This is a genomic window from Saccharopolyspora sp. ID03-671, from assembly GCF_045278815.1.
GTDB lineage: Bacteria > Actinomycetota > Actinomycetes > Mycobacteriales > Pseudonocardiaceae > Saccharopolyspora > Saccharopolyspora ipomoeae.
On sequence record NZ_CP134054.1, the window covers coordinates 2,100,094 to 2,114,901 of the forward strand.

The window sequence follows — 14,808 nt, forward strand, 5'->3', positions numbered from 1 at the left end:
CTGGTGGGGTGCATCGGTGCGGACCATTCCCGACCTCCGATCGGTGTGGGATACCAGCACCTGTCGATGTTCCTCGCCGCTCCAGCGGGCAGAACACCGCTGCTAGAGCGACACGACGTCGCCCGACGAGCGGAACCCGGCGGCTGCGGTCGGTGACCGCGACGCCGTCGGGTTCGCTCAGCCGGCGTAGTCGTACTGGTACTCCGTCGGTGGCGTCTGGGTGGCGGTCACCGCGCCGTTGCCGACCGCCGTGAGCACGCCGAGCACGAGGAACGCGATCAGCAGGATCCGGCCGCCCTGCGACATCACCAGCGGCCGGGTGCCGGACGAGACCTTCGCCGGTTCGCCCTCCTCGCGGGCGTCGCCGAACAACTTCTTCGGGTACGCGCCGGTGAGCATGTAGGTGTAGGCGTTGGTGCGCAGCATGTAGCGCAGCGCGGCGGCCGAGGCGTCGAAGATCGGGCGCGGGGTCCGGCCCGTGATCAGGACGATCAGCCACAGGAAGAACGCCAGCACGCCCCAGCCGTAGGTGAGAACGGCGGTCACGATCCCCACCGGGATGATCAGGATGAACCGGAACAGCACCGCCCACCGGTTGAGCCGACCGGGCCGGATCTCGACGTCGACGGGGAACTGCGGGTCGCCGACGACGAACGGCGGGTACCGGTCCACCAGCAGCCACGCGGAGGCGTTCACCCGGATGCTGTACGTGATGTAGAGGGTGAGGAAACCGGAGATCCACTCGGGCAGCCGCCCCAGGACGAGCGCCGCGAACCAGCCGATGAACGCCACGACGGCGGCCGCGATGCCCAGCGCCCACAGCACGATGAAGTGCGGGATCAGCAGCAGGAACCGCAGCAGCACGGTCCAGCGGCGCTGCCGTTCCGGGTGCGTGATCTGCATTTCCGGCAGGAACCGACCGTCGGCGACCCCGGCTGACTCGCTCATCAACACCCTCTCATTCGATCCATTGTGGATTCTTCCGAGAGTAGGCGACGGAGGTCGACGACGAATGGTTCCGACACACCCCATCCGGTGAACGTGACGATTCCGCTCGTCCCGAGCAGGCGATACGGTGAGCCGATGCAGCGCCGCGAACCGGACGACACCGCACGCTTCGGCGACCTGGCGGACCTCGACCACGAGGACCCGGAGGTCCGGGCGTTCGCCGAGCACCGCGCGCGGATGGATCGCCCGCACTCCGAGGCGACCGTGGAGGGCATGCTGCGCGGGGTGGACGAGTTCGCCCAGAGCGCCAACCGCACCGGCGGCCACCGCAGGCTGCTGGCGGTGTCGGTCGTGGTGCTGATCCTGTTCGGCGTGCTGTTCACGGTGTGGAACGCGCTGGTCTACATGCTCGGGGTGTTCTTCGGTTCCTCCTGAGCCGGGCGACCCGGGTTGATCGTGGCGTGGGCCTCGATGAGGACGGGCGACTTAGCAATCGATCTTCGATCGCATTAGCGTGGAAGCATGGATCCGGTTGCAGGCACTCCCCAGGTCACCAAGAGCGAGCAGGAGTGGCAGGAGCAGCTCACCCCGAACGAGTACGCGGTGCTGCGCCAGGCGGCCACCGAGCCGGCGTGGGTGGGCGAGTACGTCGACACCAAGACCACCGGCGTGTACGAGTGCCGGGGCTGCGGCGCGGAGCTGTTCCGCAGCGAGACGAAGTTCGAATCGCACTGCGGCTGGCCGTCGTTCTACGACCCGACCGACTCCGACGCGGTGATCCTCCGCGAGGACCGCAGCATGGGCATGGTCCGCACGGAGGTCCTGTGCGCCTCCTGCCACGGCCACCTCGGCCACGTCTTCACCGGCGAGGGCTTCCCCACCCCCACCGACCAGCGCTACTGCATCAACTCGATCGCGGTCCGCCTCGTCGAGAGCTGACCGGCGACGCGAGAAGGCCCAGCACTCGTGGAGCGCTGGGCCTTCTTTAGCACTGGGCCTTCTGAGCACTGGGCCTTCGGGGTGCTTCCGTCCGACCTCAGGGAAGACGGGTGACGAGGTCGGTGACCTCGACCCGGTGGCCCGTGTAGAAGGGGACCTCCTCGCGCACGTGGAGGCGGGCCTCGGTGGCGCGGAGGTGGCGCATCAGGTCGACGATGCGGTGCAGCTCGTCGGCCTCGAACGCGAGCATCCACTCGTAGTCGCCCAGCGCGAACGAGGCGACGGTGTTGGCGCGCACGTCCGGGTAGTCGCGGGCCTCCTTGCCGTGGTCGGCGAGCATCTTGCGGCGCTCGTCGTCGGGCAGCAGGTACCACTCGTAGGACCGCACGAACGGGTACACGCAGATGTACTTCTTGGGGTCCTCACCGGCCAGGAACGCCGGGATGTGGCTCTTGTTGAACTCCGCGGGCCGGTGCAGCGCCACGTTGCTCCAGACCGGCTCGGAGGACTGGCCGAGCGGGGTCTCGCGGCGGAAGCCGGTGTAGGCGGCCTGGACGGCCTCGACGTCCTCGGCGTGCCACCAGATCATGAAGTCCGCGTCGGCGCGCAGCCCCGAGACGTCGTAGACGCCGCGCACCACGACACCGGACTCGGCCAGCGACTCCAGGTACTCCCGGGTCACCTGCGCGGCCTTGTCCCGGTCCTCGGGCAGGGTCCCCTGCTCGATCCGGAAGACCGACCACATGGTGTAGCGGATGGTGTCGTTGAGCTCGTCGTAATTCAGCCGCGCCATGAGCTCATCGTCCCACTTCTCGGGGGCCGGGCTGCAGCAGGTCCCGCGTGATGCTGGTCGCTGCCGCCTCGCCGGTCGCCACGCACGCCGGAACGCCGACGCCGTGCAGCGCGGCCCCGGCGATCGCCAGCCCGGGAACAGCGGCGACCTCGCGTTCCACGTCGGCGACCAGGTCCAGGTGCCCGACGCCGTACTGCGGCACACCGCCGCCCCAGCGCAGCACCGCGGACTCCACCGGCTCGGCGGTGATGCCGGTCAGCTCGGCCAGGTCCGCGCGGACCCGGCGCAGCAGCTCCTCGTCGTCCAGGCGCAGGTCTTCGGTCACGCCGAAGCGGCCGACCGACCCGCGCACCAGCACCTCTCCCCCGGCCCCGCGCAGGTGCTCCCACTTGGCACTGGAGTAGGTGAAGGCCTTGGCCGTGAACGGGGTTCCGCCGTCGTGCCGCTCGCCGCGCGCGATCAGCGTTCCCGAGGCCGGGGTGCCGTCGCGCTCGGGCAGTTCGGTGCCGGGCGGCAGGGCGAGGCCGACCACGACCATCGACGCCAGCTCGATCTCGGCGAGCTTCGCCGACGCCGCGGGAACGGGCCCCTGCAGCAGTTTTCGCGCCGCCGGGGCGGGGACCGCGAGCACGACGGCGTCGACGTCGAGGTGCTCCGGCGCGGGCGCCGACCCGATCTCCAGCCGCCAGCCCTCGGCGTTGCGCGCGAGCGCGCGGACCGGGAGGCCCAGCCGCACCTCGGCGTCGGCGGCGAGCACCAGCCGGTCCAGGAGCTCCCGGTACCCGTTCCGGAACGCGCCGAAAACGGGTTGCGGCGCACCGGGTTTGGGCGCCGGGAGGGACGAGCGCGCGGCCTCGGTGACCCATCCGGCTCCGTCGTCGAGGGCCTTGGCCAGCGCCGGGATCGTGGCGCGCAGGCTCAGCCGGTTCGCGTCGCCCGCGTAGACGCCGCCGAGCAGCGGCTCCACCAGCCGGTCGACGACCTCGTCGCCGACCCGGGCGCGCAGCAAGTCGCCGACGGAGATGTCGGCGTCGCCGAGCTCGATCGGCGGCATGCCGGATTCCGCCCGCACCGCGGCGATCCCATCCTCGGAGAGGACTCCGGCGATCGACTCGGCCTCGGCGGGCACGCCCATCACGGTCCCGCCGGGCAACCGCTGGGTCCGGCCACCGGCGCGCACCGTCGCGGCCGCGCGGGCCGGGTGCACGACGTCGGCGCGCACGCCCAGCTCCTCGGCCAGGTCCAGCACCTCGGGCCGCCGGGCCAGGAACGCCTCGGCGCCCAGGTCGTAGCCGCGACCGGCGAGCTCGACCGTGCGCAGCTTGCCGCCCAGCCGGGACGTCTGCTCCAGCAGCACGATCTCGGCCTCGGGCCCCAGCTCCCGGCGCAGCCGGTGGGCGGCCGCCAGCCCGGCGGCACCGCCGCCGACGACCGCGACGCGGCGGGCCATCAGCGCTGGGCGGTCGTGGTGTGCACCAGCTCGACGACCCGGGTCAGGATCTCCGGGTCCGTGGTCGGCAGCACGCCGTGACCGAGGTTGAAGATGTGCCCGCCGGCCTCGCGGCCCTCGGCGAGGATGCGGTGCACCTCGCGCTCGACGGCGTCCCAGCCCGCGAACAGCACGGCCGGGTCGAGGTTGCCCTGCACGACGGGCTTCGCGGATTCCGGTTCGGCGGCGCCCAGGCGGGCGACGGCGGTGTCCAGCGGCACGCGCCAGTCGACGCCGACCACGTCGGGTCCGGCGGTGCGCATCGCGCCGAGCAGCTCACCGGTGCCGACCCCGAAGTGGATCTTGGGGATGTCGGAGAGCTCGGCGACGCCCTCGAAGATGCGGCGGCTGTGCGGCAGCACGAACTCGCGGTAGTCGCGCAGCGAGAGCGCGCCCGCCCACGAGTCGAACAGCTGGATCGCGTCGACCCCGGCACCGACCTGGACCCGCAGGAACTCCAGCGTGGTGTCGGCCAGCTTCTCCAGCAGCGCGTGCCAGGTCTTCGGGTCGGAGTGCATCAGCGCCTTGGTGCGCTCGTGGTTGCGGCTCGGCCCGCCCTCGACGAGGTAGGAGGCCAGCGTGAAAGGCGCCCCGGCGAACCCGATCAGCGGCGTGCTGCCCAGCTCGGAGACCAGCAGGCGCACCGCCTCGGCGACCGGCTCGACCTGACCGGCGTCCAGCGACGGCAGCGCGCTGACGTCGGCGGGGCCCTCGATCGGGTTGCTCACCACCGGACCGGTCCCGGCCACGATGTCGAGCCCGACGCCCGCCGCGTAGAGCGGCAGCACGATGTCGCTGAACAGGATCGCCGCGTCCACGCCGTGCCTGCGGACCGGCTGCAGGGTGATCTCGCTGACCAGGTCCGGCGTCAGGCAGGCCTGCAGCATCGGGGTGCCCTCGCGGGCCCTGCGGTACTCGGGCAGCGACCGCCCGGCCTGCCGCATGAACCAGACCGGCGTGTGCCGGGGCTGTCCGCCGCGAGCGGCCACGAGCAGAGGGGCGTCGGCGAGGTCCCGGCGAGTGGAGACCGGTGCGGAGTTCGTCATCGAAGGTCGGTGTCCGTACGTCGAATCGTCGGATCCCGGTGCGGTCTGCGGGCGGTCTTGGAGCGGATCTGCCACGACGGACGGCCGGGCTGGCGCAGACAATCTTCGCACGGCGTCCGCGCTCCCACTCCAAGCGCCCGCCGTCCTCCACGGCGCGCCTCCGCCCACGCGCGGCGGGCGGCATCTAGAGTCGTCGCCGTGACGGAGATGTCGGCAGCGCCCGAAGTTTTCCGGCAGGCGGTTGCCGCGTTGACGTCGCCTCAGCCGCGTGCCGAGATCGAGCTCGGCGAGGTCGGTCCACCCAAGCGCCTGGCCCCGTGGGCCCACGCGCTGGCCGCGGAGGCGAACGGACCGGCGGGCGAGCTGGCGACGGCGCGCTTCGTGCTGCTCCACGACCCGGAGGGCCAGGACGCCTGGGACGGCGTGCTGCGACTGGTGGTCTACCTCAAGGCCGAACTCGATCCCGAGGTCGCCGACGATCCGCTGCTGCCGGCGGTGGGCTGGTCGTGGCTCACCGACGCGCTGGAGAACGCGGGAGCGCACTTCACCGCCCTGGGCGGCACGGTCACCCTCACCTCCTCGGCCCGGTTCGGCGACATCGCGGGCCCGTCCCGCAGCCACGACCTGGAGCTGCGCGGCTCCTGGACTCCGACACCCTCGGTGTTCGGCGACGGCGACATCGACCTCCGGCCGCACGCGGAGGCGTTCCACGAACTCATGGCCAGCGCGGCGGGTCTTCCGCCGGAAGGGGTTGCACTGCTCGGCAGGCGCCCGAACGGCGCAGTCCGCCAGGACTGATCGAGGTCGCCCGATCATCGGCTGCGGCGGGTCGCCGCAGCGCGTAGCGTTCGGCCCGCGACCCTCCCGCACCCCCTCGAATCCGACACGCCGAAGCGCGACACGCCGATGTCCGATTTTCATTCGCGAAGTTCGTTCGGCTTCTTCGAAGTGCTTGTCGGTGCAAGATTTTCACCATGCGCATTCGAAATATGTCGCATGGCCACGCTCCGCCGTTACGGCCGTCGCTCTGAGTCACCCGAAAGTGCGACAAAAGTATGGTGTCGTCACAACTCGATCGGGATAGATACCCGATTGATCGTCCCGCTGACCCGCTTGGGCGGTTACGCTCACCCCGACGACACCACTTTCGGTCGATCAGTGGCGCGGCTGATTGGTCGAGAGTCCCGGTGCCGGTCGGGGGGCACGACCGACTCCAGGGAGGTAGTGACGTGGCTGCCGTCGGCTTAGGTCAGGCCGCTCGAACCACGCCTGCCGGCGCTTTGCCGGCCAACATGGTCCCGCACCCGCGGGAAGAGCTGTTCACGGTGCTCGTGGTGGATGACCATCCGCTGCTCCGAGAGGCGATCGCCGCTCGGCTGCTGCAGATGGGCGCCGGCACGGTGCACGAGGCCGCATCCATGGCCGAAGCCAGGGCTCGCGCCCTGGCGACCGGTCCGTGCGACCTCGCAATCCTCGATCTCGGGCTCCCGGACGGGACCGGCATCGAACTGGTTACCGAACTCCGGAGCCAGGGCTGGCCGCGGATCGTGGTGCTCGCTTCGTCCGATGACCCCTATGCGGTCCGGGCCGCCTTCCAAGCAGGCGCTCAGGCGTACCTGCTGAAGTCGGCCTCGCCCATGGTGGTCACCGACGGCGTGCGCCGCGTGCTCGACGGCGGTGTGTACGCCGATCCCAGCGTGGCTCCGGTGCTCGCCGCCGGTACCCGCGTGCCGGGAACGGACAACACACCTCGCGAGCTGTCCGGGCGTGAGGTCGAAGTTCTCCAGTTGGTGGCCGACGGCCGGTCCAACAAGGAGATCGGCGAGGCCCTGAACCTGTCCGCGCTCACGGTGAAGTCTCACCTGTCGCGGATCGGGCGCAAGCTGGGCACGGGCGACCGAGCGCAGATGGTCGCGTTGGCCATGCGCGCCGGCGTGATCCGGTGACGGATCGCTGACGAACACCAGCACCGGTGCGGCCGGACCCGAGAACGTCGGGCGGACCAGCCACACGACGCGGGCCAAAGCACGTAAGGTCTGTTAGCCGTGGAAGCTGCAAGCCCCGAGACCGTCGGATCCGGCCGCCCGGAGCCGGTGTTGTTGACCGAACCCGCCGACGGCGTGCCGCCGGTGGTGGACACCCCGGCCGCGCTGGAAGCGGCCGCGAAAGCGCTGGCCGCAGGCACCGGGCCGGTCGCGGTGGACACCGAGCGCGCCTCGGGTTACCGCTACTCGCAGCGCGCCTACCTGGTGCAGCTGCGTCGCGAGGGATCGGGAACCGCTCTGGTGGACCCGATCGCTCTCAAGGGCGCGCTCGACCCCTTGGTCCCGGCCCTGGCCGACACCGAATGGGTGTTGCACGCCGCATCCCAGGACCTGCCGTGCCTGGCCGAACTCGACCTGCACCCCTCGAAGCTGTTCGACACCGAACTCGCCGGCAGGCTGGCCGGTTTCGACCGGGTCTCGCTGGGCGCGCTGGTGGAGCGCATGCTCGGCTACCGGCTGGAGAAGGGTCACAGCGCCGCCGACTGGTCAAGACGGCCGCTGCCCGAGGACTGGCTGGTCTACGCGGCTCTCGACGTGGAGCTGCTGGTCGCGCTGCGCGACGAGATGCACGACGAGCTCCAGCGGCAGGGCAAGTTGGACTGGGCCTTCGAGGAGTTCGAGGCCGTCCGCACCGCCGCCGCCCGCTCCCCCGCGCGCGCCGAACCCTGGCGCCGGACCTCCGGGATCCACAAGGTGCGCAGCCCCCGGCAACTCGCCGCGGTGCGCGCGCTGTGGCAGACCCGGGACGAATTCGCCCGCGAGCGCGACATCGCGCCCGGCCGCGTGCTGCCGGACTCCTCGATCGTGCTGGCGGCGCAGGCCAACCCCAAGTCCGAGGGCGATCTGGTGGCCATGCCGGTGTTCGGCGGGCGCCAGCAGCGCCGCCGCGCCTCGATGTGGTTGCAGGCGCTGCGCTCGGCGCGGCGGCTGAGCAACGAGGAGCTGCCCGCCGCATCGACGCCGAACGACGGGCCTCCGCCGACCAACCGCTGGTCGGATCGCGACCCGGCCGCGGCGGCGCGGCTCACCGCGGCCCGCGCGGCGCTCAACGCGATCGCCGAGGAGCACTCGCTGCCGGTGGAGAACCTGCTGCTGCCCGATCTGGTGCGGCGCACCTGCTGGGCGCCTCCAGAGGACCTCGCGTCGAGGCGGTGACCGAGCTGCTGCGTTCCAAGGGCGCCCGGGAGTGGCAGATCGCCCTCACCGCGGCGGCATTCTCCAAGGCCCTGCACGCCGTTCCGGACGAGGAGTCCTGAGCGAGGACGGTTCTAGCCACAATTGACCGGGCAAAACGGACTTCGATCATGGGTGATCATGGCTGGAACCGCCCCATGTCTCGCCGAGCGCACCGGCGCTCCCTCGGGGAAGATCAGCCGCGCCGGGTTCGAGCTGGTCAGCATGTGAGACAACCGACAGGGGCAGGCACGTGGTTACCGGTGGGTAATAAGCGCTAGAGTGCGGTTACCGGCCGGTAAGGCGCCGCCTCTCGCGGACCTCGGCCGAGCACCATCCACCAAGCCAGTGAGGAGCACGCCGTGGCCGCACCTGCGTCGGCACCCGCCGACAGCCGCAGCCGCCCAGCGGTTCGGGACGTGGTCTTCGTCGACGGCGTACGCACGCCGTTCGGCAAGGCCGGCTCGAAGGGCCAGTACGCCCAGACGCGCGCGGACGACATGGTCGTCAAGGTCATCCGGGAACTGCTGCGCCGCCACCCGGAACTTCCGGCGGAGCGCATCGACGAGGTCGCGATCGCCGCGACGACCCAGATTGGTGACCAGGGCCTGACCATCGGCCGCACCGCGGCGCTGCTGGCCGGGCTGCCCAAGTCCGTGCCGGGCTTCGCCATCGACCGCATGTGCGCCGGCGCCATGACCGCCGTGACCACCGTGTCCAGCGGCATCGCCTTCGGCGCCTACGACGTCGTCATCGCGGGCGGCGTCGAGCACATGGGCAACCACCCGATGGGCGAGGGCGCCGACCCCAACCCGCGCTTCGTGTCCGACAAGATCGTCGACCCGTCCGCGCTGGTCATGGGCTCCACCGCCGAGAACCTGCACGACCGCTACCCGTCGCTGACCAAGGAGCGCACCGACGCGTACGCGGCCCTGAGCCAGCAGCGCTACGACGAGGCGATGCAGGCGGGCAAGATCGCTCCCGACCTGGTCTCGGTCGCCACCCGCTCCGACGAGGGCTGGGGCCTGGCCACCACCGACGAGCCGCCGCGCCCGGGCACCACGGTCGAGACCCTCTCCGGTCTCAAGACCCCGTTCCGCCCGCACGGCCGCGTCACCCCGGGCAACGCCGCCGGGCTCAACGACGGCGCGACCGGTGCCCTGCTGGCCGACGCGGAGACCGCCGAGGAGCTCGGCCTGCCGGTCGGCATGCGCCTGGTCGGCTACGCCTTCGCCGGCGTCGAGCCGGAGGTCATGGGCGTCGGCCCGGTCCCGGCGACCGAGAAGGCCCTCCAGCGCGCCGGTCTCACGATCGACGACATCGGCCTCTTCGAGATCAACGAGGCCTTCGCCGTGCAGGTGCTGGCCTTCCTGGAGCACTTCGGCATCGCCGACGACGACCCGCGGGTGAACCCGTGGGGCGGCGCGATCGCCTGCGGTCACCCGCTGGCCTCCTCCGGCGTGCGGCTGATGACGCAGCTGTCCCGCCACTTCGCAGAGCACCCCGAGGTCCGCTACGGCATCACCACCATGTGCATCGGCATCGGCATGGGCGGAACGGTCATCTGGGAGAACCCGAACTACAACGCAGGAGGCGAGCAGTGACTGACTTCGCGGCGCTGTTCCCCGACGAGGTCGTGACCAAGGCGTACACCCGCCTCGTCGACGTTCCCGGTCTGACCGGCAAGCTCGCGCTCATCACCATCGACAACGGCCACGACCACACCAAGCCGTCGACCTTCGGCCCGGGTGGTCTGAGCAGCCTGAACGCCGCGCTGGACGAGGCGTTCGCCGCCGAGCCCGCCGCGATCGCGGTCACCGGCAAGCCGTTCGTGTTCGCCGTCGGCGCCGACCTCACCGGGGTGGGCCAGGTGTCGCAGCGCGAGCACGCGCAGGCCATCGCGCAGACCGGCCACGACGTGTTCCGCCGGCTCACCGAGTCGACGATCCCGACGTTCGCCTTCGTCAACGGCGCGGCCCTGGGCGGCGGCCTGGAGCTGGCGCTGTCCTGCCACTACCGGACCGTGGCCTCCAACGCGGGCGCCATCGCGTTCCCGGAGTGCTACCTGGGTCTGTTCCCGGGCTGGGGCGGCACGCAGCTGCTGCCGAACCTGATCGGCCCGGACGCGGCCGTGACGGTGATCATCGAGAACGCGCTGAGCCAGAACAAGATGCTCAACCCGAAGAAGGGCCTGCAGCTGGGCATCTTCGACGAGCTGCTGGAAGGCGCGGACTTCCTCGAGGAGTCGCTGCGCTGGCTGGTCCGCGTCGTCAACGGCGACAAGACCGTCGAGCGCCCGGAGATCGACCGCGGCCAGGGCTGGGACGACGCGGTTGCGCGCGCCAAGCAGATCGTCGAGTCCAAGACCAAGGGCGCCTCGCCCGCGGTCACCAAGACCGTCGAGCTGATCGAGCTGGCCCGCAACAACGACATCGACGCCGGTTACGCCGCCGAGACCGAGGCGCTGACCGACGCGCTGATGTCCGACGAGCTGCGCGCCGGGCTGTACTCGTTCGACCTGGCCCAGAAGCGCGCCAAGCGCCCGGCCGGTGCGCCGGACAAGGGCCTGGCCCGCCCGGTGAACAAGGTCGGCGTGGTCGGCGCCGGTCTGATGGCCGGTCAGCTGGCGCTGCTGTTCGTGCGCCGCCTGCAGGTGCCGGTGGTCATCACCGACATCGACCAGGCCCGCATCGACAAGGGCGTCGCCTACATCCACGGCGAGATCGACAAGCTCGCCGGCAAGGGCCGCCTGTCGCCGGACGCCACCAACCGCCTCAAGGCGCTGGTGACCGGCGAGCTGGACAAGAAGGCCTTCGCCGACGCCGACTTCGTCATCGAGGCCGTCTTCGAGGAGATGACGGTCAAGCAGAAGGTCTTCGCCGAACTGGAGGAGCACGTCTCCCCCGAGGCGATCCTGGCGACCAACACCTCGTCGCTGTCGATCACGGAGATGGCCTCGAAGCTGAAGAACCCGGAGCGGGTCGTCGGCTTCCACTTCTTCAACCCGGTCGCGGTGCTGCCGCTGCTGGAGATCGTGCGCGGCGACAAGACCGACGACGCCTCGCTGGCCACCGCCTTCGGCGTCGGCAAGAAGCTGAAGAAGTCCTCGGTGCTGGTCAAGGACGCTCCGGCGTTCGTGGTGAACCGGCTGCTGACGCGCTTCATGGGCGAGGTCATCGCCGCGGTCGACGAGGGCACGCCCTTCGAGGTCGCCGACAACGCCCTCGAAGAGCTCGGTCTGCCGATGAGCCCGATGGTGCTGCTGCAGCTGGTCGGCCCGGCCGTCGCCCAGCACGTCAACGGCACCATGCACGCGGCGTTCCCGGAGCGCTTCGGCATCAGCGACAACCTGCAGCGGTTCGTCGACGCGGGCAAGACCGCGGTCTGGACGTTCGACGAGTCCGGCAACGTGGTCGTCGACCCCGAGGTCGCCGAGCTGTGGAAGCAGGGCGATGCGCCCTCCACCAGCGAGCAGGTCCGCGACCGCGCGCTCGGCGCGCTGGCCGAGGAGATCCGGATCATGCTCGACGAGGACGTCGTCGCCGAGGCGCAGGACATCGACCTGTGCATGATCCTGGGCGCGGGCTGGCCGTTCTGGCTGGGCGGCATCACGCCGTACCTGGACCGCGCGGGCGTGTCCGAGCGGGTCAACGGCAAGCGGTTCCTCGCCCCGGGCGTGGCCTCCCTGCCCGCCTGATCCGAGCACGACCGCAAGACCGGGGTTGGCGCCACTGGCGCCGACCCCGGTCTTTTGTGTGATCAGACGGCGCCCGGCTGCTCCGTCGGCAAACCAAGCGCCGCAGCCGCCTCGTGCAGGCGTCGGTCGTAAGTGACGAACGCCGTGAGATGCGGTCCGAAGATCGCATGTGCGGTAGCGAGGTGGATCGCGTCGAGGGATCGCAACATCACGTCCTGATACGCGGCCGCCGTGGCACGAACGACCTCGTCGATGTCGTACACACCGATCCGCTTCATCACAGCCGGTACCGACCCCATCAGCTCCGGCGCACAACGCCGGAGCGCTCTCGGCATTTCGACCTCGACCAGAGCAGAAGCAACCAGGGGCACATCGGGCTGACTCTCAAGCCAATCGCCCAAGGCATCGCTTTCCAGCTCAGGACGAACGAGCTTGATGAGCGCTGCAGTATCAAGATAGATCACTAGAAGCGTTCCTCGTCCCTGAGCTCGCGCATCAGCTCACCGGCATCGGCTTCCTTGTTCACGGCGCCCCGCGGTCGCGGCATCGGCCCCTGCAAAGTCGCGGGCCGAAATTTTCCGGACGTCAGCAAGTCCGCCAAGGGGTGGGGCTCAGCCGGAACGATGCGAGCGATCACCGAACCCCGCTCCGTAATTTCGATCTCTTCGCCGTGCTTCACCCTGGCCAGGACACTGGATGTTTCCTGGTTCAACTGGCGCACCGGGACCTCACTCATGGATCCATAGTACTACAAAAATGTTCTACGCGATTCACGGCGCGGCTGGGAGTTGGATGGTGACGGCGAGGCCTCCCGCGGGCAGCGCCGTGGCGTGGATCTTGCCGTGGTGGGCCGTGGTGGCGGCTTGGACGATGGACAGGCCCAGGCCGGTGCCGTTGCGGGCGGTGCGCTGAACGCCGGCGCGGCGGAACGGTTCGAAGAGGCCGTTCACCGACTCCGCGGGGATCTCCGGGCCGGAGGAGGCCACGCGCAGCGTCGTCCACGTCGCGTCGCCGCCGGTGCTGACCTCCAGCCAGCCGCCGTCGAGGTTGTGCCGGACCGCGTTCTCCAGCAGGTTGCCCGCCACCCGCTCCAACAGGGCCGGGTCGCCGACGGCACGAGCCGGTTCGGTGCACCGCCGCACGCGCAGCCCGCGCCTGCGAGCCTCGGGTTCGACGGCGCGCAGGGCCCGGCCGACGACGTCGGTGAGGTCGACCGGTTCCCGGACCGCCAGCTCCACGCCCTCGGTGCGGGCCAGCAGGAGCAGCGCCTCCACCAGGCGCTCGGCGCGGGCGGTGGCCTCGCGGACCACGTCGGCCATCCGGCGCAGCTCGGCCTCGTCGGCGTCCGGATCCGACAGGGTCACGTCCAGCTCCGTGCGCACCACCGCCAGCGGGGTGCGCAGCTCGTGGCTGGCGTTGGCGACGAACCGGCGCTGGGCGTCGAAGGCCGCCTGCAGCCGGTCCAGCATCGCGTCGAAGGTGTCGGCGAGCCGGGCCACCTCGTCGCGGGGACCGCTGAGCTCGATCCGCTCGTCCAGCGACTCCGCCGACAGCCGCTGCGCGGTGTCGGTGACCTCCTGAAGCGGCCGCAGCACCCGCCCGGTGACCAGCCAGGCCAGCAGCGCGGCAGCGGCGACCACGGCGACGAACGCGAGCCCGCCGATCAGCAGGACCTGCCTGCGGGCGGAGTCGCGCAGCGCCTCGCCGAGCAGCTCGGCGGGCACGTCCACTCCCCCGACCCGCACCGGCGTCCCCGCGGGCAACCGCGGCACGGCGGCCACGACGTTGCCGACCAGCACCCAGCCCAGCCACAGCAGCATCGCGCTGACCAGCGCGACCAGCGAGGTCGCCAGCAGCGTGAGGCGAACCCGCAGTCCCGGTCCGCGCCGGGTGAGCGCGCCCACCATCAGTCCCGGACGTGTTCGGCGCGCGACGCCGAGGGCACCCGGTAGCCGGAACCGACCACGGTCTCGATGATGCCCGGCTCCCCCAGCTTCTTGCGCAAGGTCATCATCGTGACCCGCACGGTGGTGGTGAACGGGTCCGCGTTCTCGTCCCAGACCCGCTCCAGCAGTTCCTCGGAGCTCACGACGGCGCCACCGGCCGAGAGCAGGACCTCCAGCACGCCCAGCTCCTTGCGGGTCAGCTCGACCTCACCGGCGGAGCGGGTGACGGTGCGGCGGGCCGGGTCGAGCCGCAGGTCCTCGGCGGTCAGCAGCGGTGGCGGGGCGGGCGTGGCGCGGCGGCCCAGCGCGCGCACCCGGGCGATGAGCTCGGGGAACGCGAAGGGCTTGGCCAGGTAGTCGTCGGCGCCCAGCGACAGCCCGGCGACGCGGTCGGCGACCGTGCCCGAGGCCGTCAGCATGATGACCCTGGTCAGGCCGCCGGAGCCGACCAGGTCGCGGCACAGGTCGTCGCCGGACATGCCGGGCAGGTCGCGGTCGAGGACGACGACGTCGTAGCGGGTGATCGCGGCCTTCTCCTGACCGCTCTCGCCGTCGTAGGCGACGTCAACGGCCATGCCGTCGCGCCGCAGTCCCCTCGCCACCGCCTCGGCCAGCGGTTTCTCGTCCTCCACGACCAGGATTCGCACGGAACCCACCCTGCCACAGCAGGCGCCCGCAGCAGTCGACGTCAGCGCCGGGGTGACGCGATTCCAACGGAAACCCGGTTCCCGA

Annotated in this window: 14 protein-coding genes and 1 pseudogene; 7 read left to right on the plus strand and 8 right to left on the minus strand. The window is 71.0% G+C overall.

Annotated elements, in window-relative coordinates:
- Positions 1-177: 177 nt before the first annotated feature.
- On the minus strand, positions 178-948 hold the full coding sequence (locus REH65_RS09295) for a DUF4389 domain-containing protein (protein ID WP_406692131.1): 771 nt from the start codon (positions 946-948) through the stop codon (positions 178-180).
- A 135-nt stretch (positions 949-1,083) separates the two neighbouring features.
- On the opposite strand from REH65_RS09295, the gene REH65_RS09300 reads away from it, so the two are divergent.
- Both REH65_RS09300 and msrB read left to right on the plus strand, forming a co-directional pair.
- Positions 1,084-1,383 carry a hypothetical protein gene (locus REH65_RS09300; RefSeq protein WP_281457781.1) on the plus strand — a complete coding sequence of 100 codons (300 nt, stop codon included), beginning with the start codon at positions 1,084-1,086 and terminating at the stop codon, positions 1,381-1,383.
- 87 nt (positions 1,384-1,470) lie between these two features.
- The gene (msrB, locus tag REH65_RS09305; RefSeq protein ID WP_281457782.1) at positions 1,471-1,887 is read left to right on the plus strand and encodes a peptide-methionine (R)-S-oxide reductase MsrB; all 417 of its coding nucleotides are present in this window, start codon (positions 1,471-1,473) and stop codon (positions 1,885-1,887) included.
- 97 nt (positions 1,888-1,984) lie between these two features.
- Here the strand turns inward: msrB and hemQ are convergent, their stop codons facing one another.
- From hemQ to hemE, 3 genes are read right to left on the minus strand one after another with little or no spacing between them, the layout of a single operon-like run.
- Positions 1,985-2,680 carry a hydrogen peroxide-dependent heme synthase gene (hemQ, locus tag REH65_RS09310; protein ID WP_281457783.1) on the minus strand — a complete coding sequence of 232 codons (696 nt, stop codon included), beginning with the start codon at positions 2,678-2,680 and terminating at the stop codon, positions 1,985-1,987.
- Between the two features lie 4 nt (positions 2,681-2,684).
- Entirely contained in the window at positions 2,685-4,130 is a 1,446-nt protein-coding gene (gene hemG / locus REH65_RS09315) for a protoporphyrinogen oxidase (protein ID WP_406692132.1), read from the minus strand.
- A complete protein-coding gene (gene hemE / locus REH65_RS09320) occupies positions 4,130-5,215 on the minus strand; it encodes a uroporphyrinogen decarboxylase (protein WP_406692133.1) in 1,086 nt (361 codons plus the stop codon). Before hemE ends, hemG begins: the two co-directional genes overlap by 1 nt.
- Positions 5,216-5,413: 198 nt before the next feature.
- Between hemE and REH65_RS09325 the strand changes: the two genes are divergently transcribed.
- The 5 genes and pseudogenes from REH65_RS09325 (at position 5,414) to REH65_RS09345 (ending at position 12,130) form a co-directional block, all read left to right on the plus strand.
- A complete protein-coding gene (locus REH65_RS09325) occupies positions 5,414-6,013 on the plus strand; it encodes a DUF3000 domain-containing protein (RefSeq protein WP_281457786.1) in 600 nt (199 codons plus the stop codon).
- A 494-nt stretch (positions 6,014-6,507) separates the two neighbouring features.
- Positions 6,508-7,161, plus strand: a complete 654-nt coding sequence (locus REH65_RS09330; protein WP_175548076.1) for a response regulator transcription factor — start codon at positions 6,508-6,510, stop codon at positions 7,159-7,161.
- Between the two features lie 99 nt (positions 7,162-7,260).
- Positions 7,261-8,516, plus strand: a pseudogene (locus tag REH65_RS09335) (HRDC domain-containing protein).
- Positions 8,517-8,795: 279 nt separating this feature from the next.
- On the plus strand, positions 8,796-10,037 hold the full coding sequence (locus tag REH65_RS09340) for a thiolase family protein (RefSeq protein WP_406692134.1): 1,242 nt from the start codon (positions 8,796-8,798) through the stop codon (positions 10,035-10,037).
- Complete coding sequence (locus REH65_RS09345; RefSeq protein ID WP_281457789.1) at positions 10,034-12,130, plus strand: 3-hydroxyacyl-CoA dehydrogenase NAD-binding domain-containing protein; 2,097 nt, start codon at positions 10,034-10,036, stop codon at positions 12,128-12,130. The genes REH65_RS09340 and REH65_RS09345 overlap by 4 nt, the downstream gene beginning before the upstream one ends.
- Positions 12,131-12,192: 62 nt before the next feature.
- Here REH65_RS09345 and REH65_RS09350 read toward each other — a convergent pair whose 3' ends face one another.
- From REH65_RS09350 to REH65_RS09365, 4 genes are read right to left on the minus strand one after another with little or no spacing between them, the layout of a single operon-like run.
- The gene (locus REH65_RS09350) at positions 12,193-12,594 is read right to left on the minus strand and encodes a type II toxin-antitoxin system VapC family toxin (protein ID WP_406692135.1); all 402 of its coding nucleotides are present in this window, start codon (positions 12,592-12,594) and stop codon (positions 12,193-12,195) included.
- Entirely contained in the window at positions 12,594-12,866 is a 273-nt protein-coding gene (locus REH65_RS09355; RefSeq protein WP_406692136.1) for a type II toxin-antitoxin system Phd/YefM family antitoxin, read from the minus strand. Before REH65_RS09355 ends, REH65_RS09350 begins: the two co-directional genes overlap by 1 nt.
- A 34-nt stretch (positions 12,867-12,900) precedes the next feature.
- On the minus strand, positions 12,901-14,037 hold the full coding sequence (locus REH65_RS09360) for a sensor histidine kinase (protein ID WP_406692137.1): 1,137 nt from the start codon (positions 14,035-14,037) through the stop codon (positions 12,901-12,903).
- The gene (locus REH65_RS09365) at positions 14,037-14,723 is read right to left on the minus strand and encodes a response regulator transcription factor (protein WP_281457793.1); all 687 of its coding nucleotides are present in this window, start codon (positions 14,721-14,723) and stop codon (positions 14,037-14,039) included. The genes REH65_RS09360 and REH65_RS09365 overlap by 1 nt, the downstream gene beginning before the upstream one ends.
- Positions 14,724-14,808: the final 85 nt, after the last annotated feature.

Coding starts and splice junctions, on each gene's coding strand:
- REH65_RS09300 (WP_281457781.1), top strand. CDS start 1,084: ATGCAGCGCCGCGAACCGGACGACACCGCACGCTTCGGCGACCTGGCG.
- hemG (WP_406692132.1), bottom strand. CDS start 4,130: ATGGCCCGCCGCGTCGCGGTCGTCGGCGGCGGTGCCGCCGGGCTGGCG.
- msrB (WP_281457782.1), top strand. CDS start 1,471: ATGGATCCGGTTGCAGGCACTCCCCAGGTCACCAAGAGCGAGCAGGAG.
- REH65_RS09295 (WP_406692131.1), bottom strand. CDS start 948: ATGAGCGAGTCAGCCGGGGTCGCCGACGGTCGGTTCCTGCCGGAAATG.
- REH65_RS09360 (WP_406692137.1), bottom strand. CDS start 14,037: ATGGTGGGCGCGCTCACCCGGCGCGGACCGGGACTGCGGGTTCGCCTC.
- REH65_RS09330 (WP_175548076.1), top strand. CDS start 6,508: ATGGTCCCGCACCCGCGGGAAGAGCTGTTCACGGTGCTCGTGGTGGAT.
- hemQ (WP_281457783.1), bottom strand. CDS start 2,680: ATGGCGCGGCTGAATTACGACGAGCTCAACGACACCATCCGCTACACC.
- REH65_RS09355 (WP_406692136.1), bottom strand. CDS start 12,866: ATGAGTGAGGTCCCGGTGCGCCAGTTGAACCAGGAAACATCCAGTGTC.
- hemE (WP_406692133.1), bottom strand. CDS start 5,215: ATGACGAACTCCGCACCGGTCTCCACTCGCCGGGACCTCGCCGACGCC.